Below are 16,375 nucleotides of genomic sequence, written 5' to 3'. Positions count from 1 at the left end.
TCAGGTAAATCCGTTCAGAAAATAACATCTTAATAAAATAAAGTTTTTGTTTTGCCTAATGTTTAAACTGTTAAATACATTTTAGTAAAAACTCTTTTGACAAAGTCCGGCTTAGTCCTTAATATAGCCATCACCTCGCAACGTCCCTATCGTCTAGAGGCCTAGGACATCGCCCTTTCACGGCGGTAACCGGGGTTCGAATCCCCGTAGGGACGCCATTATCTGATCGCTCACGATCAAGTCTTATACATAATCCATATTAATACGTTGCAGATTTGTAGTTTTTCACTACAATAACCCGCTTCATTCTTTTATTTTTTGACTCCTATGCACTCATCTCCGAATGATGCTACGCATCAGGGCAATTCTGCGCCTTTAAAACGCGCTATGAGTACTCGACATCTGGTCATGATTTCGCTTGGTGGCGCAATCGGAACAGGCCTATTTCTAGGTTCGGGTGAAGTCATTGCACAAACGGGGCCTGTAGGTGCCATTCTTGCTTATCTCCTTGGCGGGATCATCGCTTACATGGTTATGCTATGTCTGGGTGAACTTGCCGTTCATATGCCCGAATCTGGCTCATTTGGCGCCTATGCCAAACGCTATATTGGACCAGGGACTGGCTACACCATTACCTGGCTATACTGGCTGACCTGGTCAGTGACCTTGGGAACTGAATTTACCGCTGCAGCTTTATTAATGCAGGAATGGTTCCCGAATAGCTCTATGTGGATGTGGACACTGATTTTTGGTGCTTTCGTATTCGCACTGAATATGATTTCTACCCGCTGGTTTGCAGAGTCCGAGTTCTGGCTAGCACTGGTGAAAGTCGTTACTGTCGTGACCTTTATCCTGCTTGGCCTACTCGCTATTTTTGGTGTAGTAAGCTACCAAGGACAGGAAACTGCTCCGCTATTCAGTAACCTGACAGCTCAAGGCTGGTTCCCAGAAGGTCTGTTCCCAATCTTCACCACCATGCTGATTGTAAACTTTGCATTCTCTGGCACAGAACTGATTGGTGTGGCTGCGGGTGAAACCAAAGATCCTGCCAAAAATGTACCAAAAGCGATTAATACTGCAATTTTCCGCTTACTGATTTTCTTTGTAGGTACGATTATTGTGGTGACTTCCCTTCTTCCGCATCAGGAAGCAGGTCTGGCAGCTGAAGGTGTCAGTAGCAGCCCATTCGTGACAGTATTCCAGCATATCGGTATTACTTATGCCGAAGATATTATCCGCTTTGTGATTATCACAGCATTGCTATCTGCTGCTAACTCAGGTCTATTTGCTGCATCCCGTATGATGTGGTCATTGTCTTACAGTAAACAGTTACCAGCGGTATTTTCACGCCTAAATGCGCGTGGTGTACCTTATATTGCAGTCATTGTCACCATGATTGGCGGTATGCCTGGTTTGCTGTCTGAACAGTTCGCACCGGAAACTATCTTCACGAACTTGCTAGGTATTGCAGCATTTACCATGGTAGTGGTCTGGATGAGCATCTGTCTCAGCATGTTCAACTTCCGCCGTGAATGGTACAAACAGGGTAAAACAGCGAAGGATCTTGATTTTGCTGCGCCATTATTCCCGATCGTACCGATTCTGGGTTTTCTGTTCTGTCTGATTACCTGTATCAGTATGGTGTTTGATCCGAGCATGCGTATCAGTTTCTTTGGCTGTCTGGTATTTATTGCACTGTGCTATGCCAGCTACTACAAGTTCTATCACAAAAATGCTTAAACATTAAAATGACTAAAAGAGCAGCTTCGGCTGCTCTTTTTTATTTATACTGAAAATGTTCTAGGCAGCCAGCGTGGTGTGTCGATGAAAATTATTTATATTCATGGCATGAATAAGCAGAAATTTAGCTCTGCGTCCCTGCGTCAACGTTGGCTGAGTTTGCTAAAACATGGTCTGGAACAGTCGCATCAACAAACACGTTTTGCCTACCTCAAACGGCATATCCGTATCCCTTTTTATGGCGACTTACTGTCACGTCATCATTTACATAATGTGCTAAATGCCAGTACATTGATGCCGCAAGACTGGCCTCGCTTTCCTTTCCAGTCTCCAGTTAAATCCCAGCCACCACCACCCCATCTCAATCAATATTCACCTGAAATTTGTGAAATTCCCGAGCTAAGGGTTGAGGATGCCATGACCTTTAACCAGAAGCTGCAGTTTATTAGTATATTAAGCCGGAATACTCTATTACGGGATTTTGTGATTTTACTGAATCATTTCCCTCGCCTGCATGATACGCTGATCAAAAAATTTCTGATCGAAACCTATTCTTATCTAGCGAATTCCACATTCATGCAGCAGGTACATCAGCGAATTGGTCAACAACTGCATGGCGATAAACCCTGTATCCTAATGGCTCATTCTTTAGGAAGTGTGATTGCCTATCATTATCTGCTTTTGCACCCGGAACTGAATGTACAGCGTTTTATCAGCATGGGATCACCAATGGCTTTCCGGGTCATTCAGGAACATTTGCCCCAGCCTGTTCATCGGCCAGAAGCTATTAAAGGTGACTGGATTAATTTTTATTGCAGTGATGACTTTTTAACTGCCTTTCCATTATCAGAACCGCCTTTTCAGTTTCAGCCGGCAATTATCAATCGGGAGATTCGTACTTCAATTTATCATCCGCATGATATTGATGGCTATGTCCAGCATCCGGAAGTCATCGAAGCCCTGCTAGAATTACTTTAAAAAGCATCTTAATTTACAGATTTAATTTTACTATTTCCTTTGCATTATTTTTCTGCTCAGTAAAATTCTTTATTCATACCTACTCATTTTGTGGTTTATTTATGACTCTTTTATAAATATACAGATGTCTGTTAATTATTGTTTTATCAAAGATAATTTACACATTAACACCACAAAAAGCGCTGCTTTTGCTACGTTAATATTTTCTATACTGTAAATATAATTCTATCGAACTCAGTGGGGTGTCGATGAAAGTTATTTTTATTCATGGAATGAATCAGCAACATCATAGCGCTGCCTCCATCCGCCAGCGCTGGCTCCATATACTTCAAAAAGGGATGCGCAAACATCAACAAGATGCCAGATTTAGTTATTTAAAACGCCACATTCGTATTCCATTTTATGGCGATCTGCTTTCACGTTATAACGTCCGTAATATTCTAGAAGCTGGCACCCTGATGCCCCAGGAATGGCCTAGCTTTCCTTTTCGTAAGCCTGCTCAACCTCAGCTTCCCGCCCCTGTTCCACGTCCTGGTTGGCGTAGGCCCACAATTACCGATTTCGCCCAACCCAGCCCAAGTGATACCATGGATTTCAGACAGAAATTCAATTATTTTACCGCCCTCGGCAAGAATGTGGCGCTTCGGGATTTTGCCTTATTACTCAATTATTTTCCCACTCTGCATCGCACTCTATTGCAGAGATTTCTGATTGAAACTTATCTTTATCTCGATAACCCTGATTTCATGAGAGAAGTACATGAACGGATTGCCCGACAACTGAGTGGTCGCAAACCCTGCATTGTCATTGCCCATTCTTTAGGAAGTGTGATTGCCTATAATCATCTTATCCAGCACCCTGAACTGAATGTACAGCGTTTTATTACTTTAGGTTCACCATTAGCCTTTCAGGTGATTCAATCCAGCTTGGCACAGCCGGTGGTACGACCTAAGGCAATTAAAGGCGACTGGATCAATTTCTACTCAACGGATGATTATCTCACCGCCATTCCGCTTACCGAACCGCCATTCAAGTTTGAACCTGAAATCATCAATCATGGCATTCGTACACATATTCACCGTCCACATGACATTACTGGCTATTTACTGCATCCTCAGGTTGTTGAAGCCATTCTGGAATTGCTTAAAAATCCGGCCTAAATCCTGCATTTTTCAAGTATTCTGCTAATATTGTTTTAAATTTATGCACTCAAAAGAAAATTTCCAAAAAACTCTGGAAAAGCGTTTGACACCCCCCTGTTTTCACCCTAATATACGCCCACCTCTGAAACGTCCCTATCGTCTAGAGGCCTAGGACATCGCCCTTTCACGGCGGTAACCGGGGTTCGAATCCCCGTAGGGACGCCAATTTCAGAAGTAATATTTTATTAAGTCCCTATCGTCTAGAGGCCTAGGACATCGCCCTTTCACGGCGGTAACCGGGGTTCGAATCCCCGTAGGGACGCCATTACTTTAGATCAAAAGTTCTGGTTTAAAATATCACTTCTACATTGTCCCTATCGTCTAGAGGCCTAGGACATCGCCCTTTCACGGCGGTAACCGGGGTTCGAATCCCCGTAGGGACGCCATATTCGAGATGGTTAATTTAATTAACTTCTCATAAAAAAGCCCAAGCATGATGACTTGGGCTTTTTTATTGCTTGTTCCTTCATTCCTGTTTTTAACGTTTGATCAAATTTCTTTGATTGCAATTTTATTTGTTTATAAATTAATTCATTCAAAAATCTTATTCTTTTACATTTCTCTTCAACTCGTTATCCATTCATATTCATTTACAGCAATCGCACTATAAATCCGAACAAAAAATCAACACCGGTGGTATAAGCATGCCGTTAAGTTAGAAAGCATAATATATCTGCAAGGATCAGATTATGTTCGTCAGTACAAAGTTAAGTTCGCCTGAATCATCTATTAAAAATCATAATCATCAATTTAATAACTTTAAAGATTGGGTCAACTTCTTTCAAGATCAACAGATTTCGACGGCAGTAAAGACCGAACAGGCTGAGAACTATTTAAGAGATTTAATCCAGCAAGTTGATGTGGCTGGATTGGAATGGCTGAATCAACCCAGACATGTAGAGCAACATTTTCTTGAACAGCACCACCAAACCTGCGCAATCTTCCAGTCTTATGTAGAGCGGCGTAGACAGCAGCAAGGACGTGAATACTTCCCGACTGTGTCACATGCATTTGAGTTCCTGGCCAAAGTCGCACCTGTAAAACTGGTAGACGGCTCATGGCTGTATTCAACTGTGCAAAACTGGAATCGTCCGGAAACCAAAGACCTGATTTATATCTATCTGGAAGAACTAGGCATGGGTCATACCCGTGCCAATCATGTCACCATGTATCAGGACTTGCTGAATCATTATGAGCTGAACAGCTATGCTGAGCAACTGGATGCCAGCTATTATGAACAAGCAGCCGTGCAGCTGGCTTTGGCCTATGCGCCGCCAGAATATCTGCCGTTAGTAATTGGTTTCAATCTGGGTTATGAGCAGCTGCCCTTACACCTGTTAATTACCAATTATGAGCTGTCTGAACTCGGTATTGATCCACATTATTTCAATGTACACATTACCATTGATAATGCTCACAACGGTCATGCACAAAAATCGCTGCAAGCCTATTTAGATCAGTATGCACTCGCTGAAGATCCTGCCCAGTATCTAGACCTGATTAAAAAAGGTTATGTGCTGAATGACATTGGTAAAAGTTCTTCCCAGATCATCAAGCAACTGGATACTGAAAAACTGGCTTTGAAAGTATTTCAGAACAAAGCGCTGATTGGACAATATATCCATAACCAGAAATGCCAGTTTAGTGGCAAGACCATTAATGAGTGGTTATCCGATCCGGCACAGATTGCAGACTTCTTGAAAGTCATGATTGAAAAAGGCTGGATTGTAAAAGATGCACCTGTAGAACAAAGCCGGTTCTGGAAAATGATTGATGATCCAGATGGCATAATGTTTGGTGTATTTAATGCGACTGAAAAACAGATTATTAAAGACTGGATTCAAGGTGAGACTTTTGCCGCTCGTCTGTCATCACGTAGCAGATCTCAAGTTCATAACCAGATGGAACCGGTATTGAACCGTATTGACCAGCAACAGATCCATCAGCTGAAAAGCCGTCTGAATCGCTGCGCTGCTGCCGAACAAAAGATTGATTTATTGATTCCTTACGTGGCACCGCATATGCATCATCAGGAAGTGGGCTTGTGGGCAACACGTCAGCTTTCTCAGTTGCTCTTCCCTTTTCAGACTCAAGCCATGACTTATTCTTAAAAAGGTCATTCATAAAAAAAACAGGGCATTTTATATGCCCTGTTTTTGCTTCAATGCATTATACAAATTAAGCCGATTTACGTGAATTGATCTGACCTTTAATCACAGCTTTCACATTACCTTTTACGTAATTTAAAAATACCTTTAAAGGCGACAGTTTTGGATTTGGTCGATTACCTTTGGCAATTTCTTTAAATTGTGCGGCATACCAGATGATTTCCATAATCGCCATTTTATCGATCATTGGAATACCGGTTTTAATTTTCTCTACTGCATAACGTACATCCTGCCCAGCCACCAGACGGTTGCCCAGATCAGGCTCGACCGCAAATGGACGTGCAATACCGACAAAATCACATGCGCTACTATCAAGGGCTGCATTCATACCCACTGCGGTACGGAAGCCACCCGTCACCATCAAATGGCAATTTACTTCCTGACGGATCTTTTCGGCAAAGTCTAGGAAATAGGCTTCGCGGGCAACCGTTGATGCTTTACGCTTCTCTGCTTTTACCCCGGCCATTGCAGGTGCTTCATAGGTTCCGCCAGAAACTTCAATCATATCGATCCCGGCTGCATCCATCGCCTTAAAAACATAAATAACGTCTTCTTCACTAATGCCACCGCGCTGAAAGTCTGCCGAGTTTAATTTCACTGAAATGATAAAATTCTCTGAAGTTGCTGCACGCACTGCCTTATAAGCCTCTAGCAAGAATCGGCTGCGGTTTTCAATACTGCCACCCCACTGGTCTTGGCGCTTATTGGTCAGGGGCGATAAAAACTGGCTAATTAGATAACCATGCGCCCCATGTAACTGCACGCCTTCAAATCCCGCCTTTTCGCAAATGGCAGCTGAAGTCGCAAAGCGCTGGATAATATCTAAAATTTCATCTTCACGCAGTTCACGTGGCGTACCGAAACTCATCGCCAATGCTGGACTAAAAGGTACAGCTGAAGGTGCTACGGTTTCTTTATTCAAGCCTTTTGGGCACTGACGTCCAGGATGAGATAACTGTACCAGTTGCACCATGCCATGACATTTGCCGACATTCGCCCAAGCTTTTAACTTTTCCAGGTCACGTTCACTTTCTACTACCACTACACCGGGTTCATTCTTGGCACGAAAATCCACCATGACATTACCCGTAATCGCACAGCCTAAACCACCTTTGGCCCAAGCTTCATATAACTTTAAATGGGCCTGATTGGGTTGGCCTGCATCATTGGCCAACGCCTCACTCATGGCACCTTTAATGATACGGTTTTTAAACTGGGTATTACGGATCTGGATGGAATCGGCCAATTGTGTCATGTACTTTCCTGAAATGTTTATCTTATTTTGTATGTGTTATAACCTAACTTGCCATAATTGACAATTCATATTGTCAAATGGATACAAATTTTATTTGTAGATATTAAATCAGTCTTAAAAAATCATTTTAAATTTTGGGATCGAAAGCATCCCGGATGGCTTCACCGATATAGATGAGTAAAGACAAGACAATGGCTAAAATCAGAAACCCGGATAAAGCCAACCACGGCGCATTGAGATTATTTTTACCCTGTAGCAATAGTTCCCCTAAAGAAGCGGTTTCAGGCGGCAAACCATAACCTAAAAAGTCCAGTGCAGTTAGTGCGCTGATATTGGCAGTCAGCATGAAAGGTAGTTGTGAGAAACTGGAACCCATCACATTGGGTAAAATATGCCTGAACATGATCCGGCCATGCCCTGCACCAATACTTTTCGCTGCCCAGACATATTCCAGATTTCTGGCCCGTAAAAATTCAGCGCGCACCATCGACACCAGTGTTGTCCAGCCAAAAAATAGCATGATCACAAATAGCCAGTAAATATTCGGACTAAACACACTGACCAGAATCATGACCATAAACAGCATCGGCAGGCTGCTCCAGACCTCAAGTGCACGTTGCCCGATCAGGTCAATCCAGCCACCATAATAGCCTTGAACTGCACCGACCAGCATACCTAATCCTGCCGACAGCAAAGTCAGTGCAAAGCCAAACAGCAAGGAAATACGCAAGCCATATAGAATCCGTGCCAGCACATCCCGTCCCTGATCATCTGTTCCTAGCCAATTTTGCCTGCTTGGAGGTGAAGGTACTGGAATATCGAGTGCCAAATTGGGTGTGTCATAGCCGAAGCGGATCACCGGCCAGATTGCCCAGCCTTTGGCATTAATCAGCTGCTGTACCGCAGGATCCTGATACTCGGCTTCAGTTTCAAAGACACCCCCAAAAGTCGTTTCAGGATATGACTTTATTACTGGCAGATAATAGGAGTCCTCATACTTGATCAGTAAAGGCTTATCGTTAGCGATCAGCTCAGCACCAAGTGACAAGATAAAAATAATGACAAAGGCAATGCAGCAGGCAAATCCGGTTTTATTATTTTTAAAACGTTGCAGGCTGGCGCGTAGCATTGGTGACATTATTTCAATCCTCGCGAATCGAAATGAATCCGGGGATCAATTACCCGATACAGCACATCACTGATCAAACGCAACACTAAACCCAATAAGGTAAAAATAAACAAGGTTCCAAAAATGACCGGATAATCCCGCTGCAGAATCGCTTCAAATCCCAGCATGCCCAAACCATCCAGATTAAAGATGATTTCAATAAACAGGTTCCCGACAAATAAAATACCGAGCAAAGCTTCTGGCAATCCAGCGATCAACACCAGCACTGCATTGCGCAGTACATGCCGGTAGAGCACTGCTCTGTCCTGTAGTCCCTTCGCTCTTGCTGCCAGCACATATTGTTTACTGAGCTCTTCCATAAAGGAAAATTTCACCAGATAAGTTAGCCTTGCAAAACCACCGAGCACCATGGCCAGCAATGGCAAAGCCATATGCGAGAAATAATCTCGAATTTTTCCAAAGAAAGATAATTCATCAAAATTTTCCGAGCTTAACCCTTGTAAAGGAAACCATTGCAGATAGGAACCACCTGCAAAAAATACAATCAGCAAAATGGCAAAGATAAAGGCTGGAATGGCATAGCCCACAGCCAGCAGCAAAGACGTAGTTTGATCAAACAGACTGCCATGCTTTTTGGCTTTCTGGATGCCAAGAGGAATAGAGACCAGATAAATGAGCAAGGTACTCCAGAAACCTAGAGACAGTGAAACTGGCAGTTTTTCCCAGATCAGTTCAGTCACAGCTTGGCCTTTAAAAAAGCTCTGGCCCAAATCAAACTGAGCATAGCTTTTTAACATTTCCCAGAACCGTAAATGAACCGGTTGATCAAATCCATACTGAATCTTGATCTGTTCCAGCATTTCAGGGGTCAGGCCTTGCTGTCCCTGATATTGTAAGCCACCGATCGCCAAATTATTTGCATGCTGTGACTGATAGATAGCCTGTTCCACTGGACCACCCGGTGCAAGCTGAATCACCACAAAATTGATCAGTAAAACCATCAATAATGTCGGAATCATAAGAAGCAAACGTTTGACGATATAAGTGCTCATGGCACTCCCCAAAGCTGAAAACCTAGCGATATTTTAAGTACGGTGCCACTTGTCTGGCTTTAGCCGTATCCACCCACCAGTAATCAATACCCGCAGAAAGCTTGGGCTTGATCTTGGGCTGCCGATACATATTCCAGTAAGCATACCAGTATTCACCCGTACCATAGGTCGGAATATGATAATAACCGGCTCGCAATAAACGGTCTAAAGCTCGGGTACTATAAATCAGCTGCTCCCGGCTTTGTGCCTGAACCACCTGATCAATTACCCGATCAATCACCGGATTTTGAATACCGGCATAATTATAATTGCCAGGCTGACGTGCCGCCTCACTGCCCCAAAACTGTTTCTGTTCCTGCCCCGGTGTCAGCGATTGCGGCATGGTATCCATAATCATATCAAACTGATAATTTCTTAGTCGCTCATAATACTGAGCCGTTTCCACCATCCGAATGTGAGCCTGAATTCCTAAACGTTTCAAATGCCGTAGATAAGGCATCAGATGACGCTGCTGTTCAGCCTGATGCAACAGAAATTCAATCTGTACAGGTTTACCTTGAGCAGTCACCAGTTTCCCCTGCTGATAACGGTAACCGGCATTCAATAAAATTTGTCGCGCCTGTAATAAATTTTTGCGGTTAAACCCGGAGGCATCTGATTGCGGATAATGCCAATCCTGTAATACCGCCTGACGTTGCACCGGATGCAATTTAGATAAATTTGGTTGTAATATTTTCAGCTCCTGAGCACTCGGCTTGCTTGTAGATGCCAGTTCACTATTACTAAAAAAGCTGTTCAGACGCTGATATTCTCCATGAAACAAGGCTTTATTTAGCCATTCAAAATCATAGGCCAGAGTTAAAGCTTGCCGGAAGCAGATATTAGCAAAGGGCTGACGCCGGGTATTAAAAATCAGGCTTTGTGTAGGAATCGGATTGTGATGGTGAAAACGATAGGTTTTGATCTGGCCTTGCTGTACCGCAGGAAAGCGATAATCACCTACCCAGCGATTAACCTGTTTTTCCTCATGTAGCGTAAACTGTCCCGATTTAAAAGCCTCAAACTTGATTTCCGGACTACGATAATAGCGATACTGTATGCGATCAAAATTATAACGCCCACGATTGACCAGCAGATCTTTGCCCCAGTAATGAGGATTACGTTTATAGGAAATACTACGTCCTGCATCAATGCGTTCAATCACATAAGGCCCAGAACCCAAGATCGGTTTCAGGTTAATGTCCTTGAAGTTGCGCTTTTGCCACTCCTGCTGAGAATAGATCGGCATTTGCGTCACAATCATCGCCATTTCCGGATTATGGCGAGACCTAAAACTGATCTTAACTTTTGAAGGTGACAGGACTTCGGTTTTTTTAATATCTGCCAGATACATCTGCAAGCCGAAATTAGACTGGGTCTGGTACAGATCAAAACTGTATTTCACATCCTTAGCCGTCACTGGCTGACCATTACTGAATCTGGCTTTAGGATTTAAATGGAAAATAATATAAGCGGTCTGCTTTGGGTCAAAACTGACTTTCTCCGCCAGCAAAGGATAATAGACGCCGGGTTCATCCAGGGATTTTGACATGAGGCTGTCAAAAATATAATTAACCCCTTCAGTGACATTCCCCTTACCATTCATGCTGTTCAGATTATCAAAACTGCCATCAGCTGCCTGAATAAGAATACCGCCTTTGGGCGCTTGCGGATTGGCATAAGGCAGAGATTTAGCCTGTGCATATTTGGGTACACTATGCAGTGCAATATAAGGCGTCGTAATGACTGCTGCCCCGCTGGAACTGATGATCCAGGGGGCAGCAAGAATCCATAAGATATGGACGGGATTAAACAATTTCACGATCCAGAAATTAGTTTGGAACCTTAATCACATCACCAATACGCAATTGAGTATTGGGTTTCAGTTCATTCATTTCTGCCAGTTCATTGGTTGCCATACCATAACGGGATGCCAGGCCGATCAAGGTATCGCCACGCTTCACCTTGTATTCAGTGACCAGCTTTGGAAGCTGAAGCGTTTGGCCCACACGTAAACCGGCACGTGGACTAAGATTGTTCAGGCTCGCCAGATCAGTAACGGGTACTCCTACACGATTGGCAATCGCAATCAGAGATTCCCCGGATTTTACCGTATAGGATTCTGTCGCCTTAGAAGATGCAGATTTTGTTGCGACTTTCACTACCGGCTCTTTTTTGGCGATCTGAATATCTTCATTAATTTTTAAACGCTGTCCAATCCGCACATTGCTATTGGTATTCAAACCATTCAAGTCTGCCAGATAACGTAATTGCAGATGATATTGGCGGGCAATCGAGCTTAAGGTTTCACCAGATTTCACGATGTGAGTATCTGATTTGACATTTTTTTCCTGAGTCTCGGTGACCACTTCCTGCACAGGTTCAGGACTGCCAGATAATTTCAGATGCTGACCCACACGCAGATTGGCACTACGGGAAATATTGTTCAGGTTAGCAATTTGATCCATCGACAGATTATATTTTGCTGCAATCCCGGTCAGTGTATCACCCGATTGAACCGTATAACTGTCAGGAACCTGACTACCAGCTGGAATCTTGATGGTTTGACCAATGCGTAAGCCGCTGTTTGCAGACAGGCCATTTAACGCTGCCAGTTCAGATACCGTCAATTTACTTTGATTGGCAATGCTGTACAGGGTTTCACCACGTTTGACCTGATAGTTTTCTGTTGGCGTATGATCAACCTTAACGTTCTCAAACTTCTGTTCGACTTTTTCGGTTTTCTTACTGCTCGCAGTCAGTTCTTCAACTTCATTAAGAGGAACATTAATCTTCTGTCCGACCATCAAACTGCTACCCGCAGTTAAACCCGGAGTTAGTGCAGCAAGTTCTGCATTCGACAATGCGTAGCGATCTGCAATCAATTTCAGATACTCACCACGTTTAACGGTATAGGACTTGGTCTGAACTTTGGCAGTTTCGGCTTTTTTACTGTCTTCAGCTTTCGCTTTGCTGGCACTTTCTTTCAGGGAAAGCTTTTGCCCAACAAATAAACCGCTGGTCGTACTCAGATCATTATAATCAGCCAACTGTTTAACGCTCAGGCCGAACTGGCTGGCAACGCTGGTCAAAGAATCATTGGCCTGAACCACATAGCTTTCCGGTTTCTCTTTAGCTTTCGGTGCTTCCTGCACGGGCTTGGCATCATAGAGATAAATTGTGGTGCCCACATATAATGTAGAGTTTGGATCAATCTGGTTCCATTTCGCGACATCACGCCAGTTCACGCCATTTTTGGCTGCAATCAATGCCAGGTTATCACCCGGTAAAACCTTATAGGTACTGCGCTTACCTTTCGGTGCCACAACCACGACTTCTGAATCAGTTTTTACATAGTTTTTGCCCTGATTGAGTCGGGCTTCAACTGAATCTGCACTGGTGTTTACAGCGACTTCTTTCGGATATGAGAATCCTTTGGTCAGCTCCTTGCCCTGCTGCTCGGCAATAGACTGACTGGTCTGAATTGCAGTCAGTTTGATCTTGCCATCATAAGGGTCAACTATTTCTGTACCTGCAGGTGCCAATGCTTTGAGCTCTTCAATGACCTGTGCCTGTTCAGCTGCAGTCGCCACAGGTTGTAAAAGCTCATCCACGGTCTTATTAATTTCTTCTGCTGACACCACTTTCTGGATTTGCTGACGTTCAGCTGCGGTAATTGGTGGCTCGACCTGGATAGGCTTCACCGAAGCCACTGGCGTCACAGCAACCGGAATACGTGGCGCGCTTGGAATAGGCAATTCACTTTTTGCAGCAAATTCAGCAAGTGCTTCGGAACCACGTGGTGTGCTGACCCGTTTGGTGGTTTGTGCAGTTAAATTTGGTGTCGTCGTGGTAGAAATTGCTGCTGGTGTAGTCGTAGTTGGTTTAGATGTGGTTGTCGTAGTTGGAGCTTTGGTCGCTGTTGCAGTCTTAGCAGTCGTAGTGGCAAGCACCGGTGGTGTCTGCTTGGCAGGTACGATGGTGGTACTGGTTGATGCTGGTGCTACAGCTGGCTTTGGAGCTACTGTAGTGGTCGTTTTAGGCGAGTTACTGACAGTACCTGCCCATAAGCCGCTTGAGCTCGACTGCAGTTTTTTCAGTTTTTCATCAATCGATGGACTTAAGTCAGCCGGAATCAAAATACGGCGTGGACTTTCAGGATCAATACGGTCACCACGATGTCCCGGGTTAAGCTGATACAGTTCAGCACGGCTTAAACCCGTAATCGATGCAATCTCATTTAAATTGGCTGCACCCACAGTCACTTCACGAAAGTGAGGACGGTTGGCAATCGGTGGCAAACTCACGCCATAAGTACCCGGATTTTTCACAATCTGTGCAACTGCCAGGAAGCGCGGTACATAGTTCATGGTTTCCTGAGGCAGTTTCAAGGACCAGTAATCGGTAGGTAAACCTGCAGCCTTATTACGGTTAATCGCCTGCTGGATACGGCCTGGACCGGCATTATAAGAGGCCAAAGCCAATTCCCACGAACCAAACTGGTTATATAGGCTGCCTAGAAACTCATAAGCCGCACGGGTCGACTCAACGACATCACGACGGCCATCGTAAAGTGAGGTTTGTTTCAGACCATAAATACGGCCAGTACTCGGAATAAACTGCCATAAACCTGCCGCTGCTGCACTGCTGGTCGCCGCCGGGTCATAAGAACTTTCAATAATCGGTAATAAAGCCAGTTCCGTAGGCATGCCACGACGCTCTGCTTCTTTCACCGTATAATATAAATAGCGTGATGCACGGGCACTCAGGCGGTCCAGATACGGCTGACGGGAAATAAACCAGCCACGCTGTGCATCAATACGCGGATTCCAGGTATTCAGATCCATCTTGAAACCCACGGTCATCCGTTTCCAGATATCACCATGCTTCAAAATCAGTAAGCGATCACCTTCAACCGCACGCATATCCGTTGCAGAAAGTAAATCTTCCAGCCCATCCAAACTGCTTGCATCTAGATATTGTGAGCCAACCTGCTTGCTTGACGCTTTCTGGGTCGCACTTTGTGTAGAAGAACAGCCCGTCAGTCCCAAGGAAGCGAGAGCCGTTCCAAGTACAGAAAATTTTAAAAATGCTGGTAATGCGGGCTGCCACAAAATTGCGGTTGGTTTATACATAAAGAAATCCAAACAATTCGTATATAAATTTATTTTTTAGATATGCCATTGTAGTGAAGCATGTCGTGGACACAAGGCATTAATTTACCCCGATTTCACGTTAAATGTTACAAGAAATTAAAAAAACTGGTGCATCTAGACGCATCAAGCGTATTTGCGTTATACAATATCCGCTTCAGCAAGTTCTTTTTTGATCGGATTTTAATTTATGTCTCACACTATCACGCTATATGTTGATGGCGCCTGTCGCGGCAACCCGGGTTTAGGCGGTTGGGGTGCGTACATAATTACCGAACAGCAGGAACACAAAATTTGCGGTGGCGAAGATCATACCACCAATAATCGCATGGAGCTGACCGCGGCGATCGAAGGCATCCAGTTCTGTCCGAAAGATGCCAAGCTGGTCATTTATACCGATTCCAATTATGTCAAACAAGGCATTACCGAATGGATTCATGGCTGGAAAAAGAAAAACTGGAAAGACGTTAAAAATCCGGATCTATGGCAAAAACTGGATGCCACCTGTCAAAGCCGCGATATTGAATGGCACTGGGTCAAAGGCCATGCCGGACATCCTGGCAATGAAATGGCCGATCAACTGGCCAACCAAGGCGCAGATGAAACCTTGAAAAAATCCAAATCAGTGACTGCAATCACTGAAAATAAAAAAAAATCTGAACCTGACTGGCTTCTAGACGACCCTTTCGGGCTGGATCTTGTCGATAGTGAAGAAGAACTCGAAGAGAGCATGGAAATGGCTGAAGAAGAAATGGAACAGACTGAAAATTTGGAAACAACAGAAAATACCGATGAATCCGCTTCAGTCGCTTCAGATCCAATCGAGTTACATCCGCAAATTGTGATTACACCGCCGACCTTAGAGCTGCATGGCCCTCGTCAATTGATTCTGGATACGGAAACCACCGGTTTCTATTATCAGGATGGTGACCGGATCATTGAGGTGGGTGCGATCGAAATGATTAACCGGAAACTTACCGGCAGCTCAATCCATATTTATATCAATCCGAAAAAACCGGTTGGCGATTCGGTGAATGTCCACGGTATTACCGACGAGTTCCTGCAAGACAAGCCGCTGTTTGAGGAAATCTCACAGGTATTGTTTGACTATCTGCAAGGTGCCGAAATTATTGCGCATAACGCGACCTTCGATATGAACTTCCTGGATATGGAATTCAAGCGCGCAGGTTTTGTCGCGCTTTCTGAAGTTTGTGAAGTGACCGATACCCTGGCAATGGCCAAATCCAAGCATCCGGGACAGAAAAACTCTCTGGACGCCCTCGTCCGTCGTTATGAAATTCCACAGCGTGACCGTACCTTCCACGGTGCCTTGCTCGATGCGGAAATTCTGTCCGATGTTTATCTGGCCATGACCGGTGGACAGGTCTCTTTTGATATGGATGCCCTGTCACATACCGAAGAACAAGGCGGCAGTTCAGGCACTGTAAAAATCGAAATTGAATTGCCTGTGATTCTTCCATCAGATGAAGAACTTGCCGAACATGAGAAATGGGTCAAACAATTTGAAGAAAAGCATGGAACGCCTTGCCTTTTTGCCAAATAAAATCTAAATTTCAAGCAGTAATTTCGCTTTTAAAATACAGTTCTTCAGTTATAGTAATTCCAAAGAGGCCCCGTCCGATAAAGCGGGGCTCATAT

Annotated in this window: 10 protein-coding genes and 4 tRNA genes; 9 read left to right on the top strand and 5 right to left on the bottom strand. The window is 44.2% G+C overall.

The window, feature by feature from the left end; all coding sequences use genetic code 11:
- Positions 1 to 142: 142 nt before the first annotated feature.
- The 8 genes from FTU46_RS06690 to FTU46_RS06655 all read left to right on the top strand — a co-directional run bounded on the left by FTU46_RS06690 (position 143) and on the right by FTU46_RS06655 (position 6,031).
- Positions 143 to 218: transfer RNA gene (locus FTU46_RS06690), tRNA-Glu, on the top strand.
- A 109-nt stretch (positions 219 to 327) separates the two neighbouring features.
- Positions 328 to 1,740, top strand: a complete 1,413-nt coding sequence (locus FTU46_RS06685; protein ID WP_180104609.1) for an amino acid permease — start codon at positions 328 to 330, stop codon at positions 1,738 to 1,740.
- An 84-nt stretch (positions 1,741 to 1,824) separates the two neighbouring features.
- Positions 1,825 to 2,718 carry an alpha/beta fold hydrolase gene (locus FTU46_RS06680; protein ID WP_180104608.1) on the top strand — a complete coding sequence of 298 codons (894 nt, stop codon included), beginning with the start codon at positions 1,825 to 1,827 and terminating at the stop codon, positions 2,716 to 2,718.
- Positions 2,719 to 2,966: 248 nt separating this feature from the next.
- On the top strand, positions 2,967 to 3,878 hold the full coding sequence (locus FTU46_RS06675) for an alpha/beta hydrolase (RefSeq protein WP_180104607.1): 912 nt from the start codon (positions 2,967 to 2,969) through the stop codon (positions 3,876 to 3,878).
- Positions 3,879 to 4,009: 131 nt separating this feature from the next.
- Positions 4,010 to 4,085: transfer RNA gene (locus FTU46_RS06670), tRNA-Glu, on the top strand.
- Between the two features lie 24 nt (positions 4,086 to 4,109).
- A tRNA-Glu gene (locus FTU46_RS06665) sits at positions 4,110 to 4,185 on the top strand.
- 45 nt (positions 4,186 to 4,230) lie between these two features.
- Positions 4,231 to 4,306 (top strand) — tRNA-Glu (locus tag FTU46_RS06660).
- 303 nt (positions 4,307 to 4,609) lie between these two features.
- Positions 4,610 to 6,031, top strand: coding sequence for an iron-containing redox enzyme family protein (locus tag FTU46_RS06655; RefSeq protein ID WP_180104606.1), 1,422 nt, complete (start codon positions 4,610 to 4,612; stop codon positions 6,029 to 6,031).
- Between the two features lie 67 nt (positions 6,032 to 6,098).
- Here FTU46_RS06655 and FTU46_RS06650 read toward each other — a convergent pair whose 3' ends face one another.
- From FTU46_RS06650 to FTU46_RS06630, 5 genes are all read right to left on the bottom strand, one after another.
- Positions 6,099 to 7,343, bottom strand: coding sequence for an NADH:flavin oxidoreductase/NADH oxidase family protein (locus FTU46_RS06650; RefSeq protein ID WP_180104605.1), 1,245 nt, complete (start codon positions 7,341 to 7,343; stop codon positions 6,099 to 6,101).
- Between the two features lie 127 nt (positions 7,344 to 7,470).
- Positions 7,471 to 8,481 (bottom strand): ABC transporter permease, encoded by a 1,011-nt coding sequence (locus FTU46_RS06645; protein WP_180104604.1) that lies wholly within the window; start codon positions 8,479 to 8,481, stop codon positions 7,471 to 7,473.
- Positions 8,481 to 9,524, bottom strand: coding sequence for an ABC transporter permease subunit (locus FTU46_RS06640; protein WP_180104603.1), 1,044 nt, complete (start codon positions 9,522 to 9,524; stop codon positions 8,481 to 8,483). Before FTU46_RS06640 ends, FTU46_RS06645 begins: the two co-directional genes overlap by 1 nt.
- Positions 9,525 to 9,546: 22 nt before the next feature.
- Positions 9,547 to 11,379 (bottom strand): extracellular solute-binding protein, encoded by a 1,833-nt coding sequence (locus tag FTU46_RS06635; RefSeq protein ID WP_180104602.1) that lies wholly within the window; start codon positions 11,377 to 11,379, stop codon positions 9,547 to 9,549.
- Between the two features lie 16 nt (positions 11,380 to 11,395).
- Positions 11,396 to 14,698 carry a LysM peptidoglycan-binding domain-containing protein gene (locus FTU46_RS06630; RefSeq protein ID WP_180104601.1) on the bottom strand — a complete coding sequence of 1,101 codons (3,303 nt, stop codon included), beginning with the start codon at positions 14,696 to 14,698 and terminating at the stop codon, positions 11,396 to 11,398.
- Positions 14,699 to 14,906: 208 nt separating this feature from the next.
- On the opposite strand from FTU46_RS06630, the gene dnaQ reads away from it, so the two are divergent.
- The gene (dnaQ, locus tag FTU46_RS06625) at positions 14,907 to 16,280 is read left to right on the top strand and encodes a DNA polymerase III subunit epsilon (protein ID WP_180104600.1); all 1,374 of its coding nucleotides are present in this window, start codon (positions 14,907 to 14,909) and stop codon (positions 16,278 to 16,280) included.
- Positions 16,281 to 16,375 lie beyond the last annotated feature (95 nt).

This window comes from Acinetobacter sp. YH12108 (assembly GCF_013419055.1).
Taxonomy (GTDB): Bacteria; Pseudomonadota; Gammaproteobacteria; order Pseudomonadales; family Moraxellaceae; genus Acinetobacter.
This window is presented reverse-complemented; position numbering and strand designations above follow the sequence as displayed.

Excerpts from the sequence above, each read along its gene's own strand:
- FTU46_RS06685 (WP_180104609.1), top strand. The coding sequence starts at position 328 with ATGCACTCATCTCCGAATGATGCTACGCATCAGGGCAATTCTGCGCCT.
- FTU46_RS06680 (WP_180104608.1), top strand. The coding sequence starts at position 1,825 with ATGAAAATTATTTATATTCATGGCATGAATAAGCAGAAATTTAGCTCT.
- FTU46_RS06675 (WP_180104607.1), top strand. The coding sequence starts at position 2,967 with ATGAAAGTTATTTTTATTCATGGAATGAATCAGCAACATCATAGCGCT.
- FTU46_RS06655 (WP_180104606.1), top strand. The coding sequence starts at position 4,610 with ATGTTCGTCAGTACAAAGTTAAGTTCGCCTGAATCATCTATTAAAAAT.
- FTU46_RS06650 (WP_180104605.1), bottom strand. The coding sequence starts at position 7,343 with ATGACACAATTGGCCGATTCCATCCAGATCCGTAATACCCAGTTTAAA.
- FTU46_RS06645 (WP_180104604.1), bottom strand. The coding sequence starts at position 8,481 with ATGTCACCAATGCTACGCGCCAGCCTGCAACGTTTTAAAAATAATAAA.
- FTU46_RS06640 (WP_180104603.1), bottom strand. The coding sequence starts at position 9,524 with ATGAGCACTTATATCGTCAAACGTTTGCTTCTTATGATTCCGACATTA.
- FTU46_RS06630 (WP_180104601.1), bottom strand. The coding sequence starts at position 14,698 with ATGTATAAACCAACCGCAATTTTGTGGCAGCCCGCATTACCAGCATTT.
- dnaQ (WP_180104600.1), top strand. The coding sequence starts at position 14,907 with ATGTCTCACACTATCACGCTATATGTTGATGGCGCCTGTCGCGGCAAC.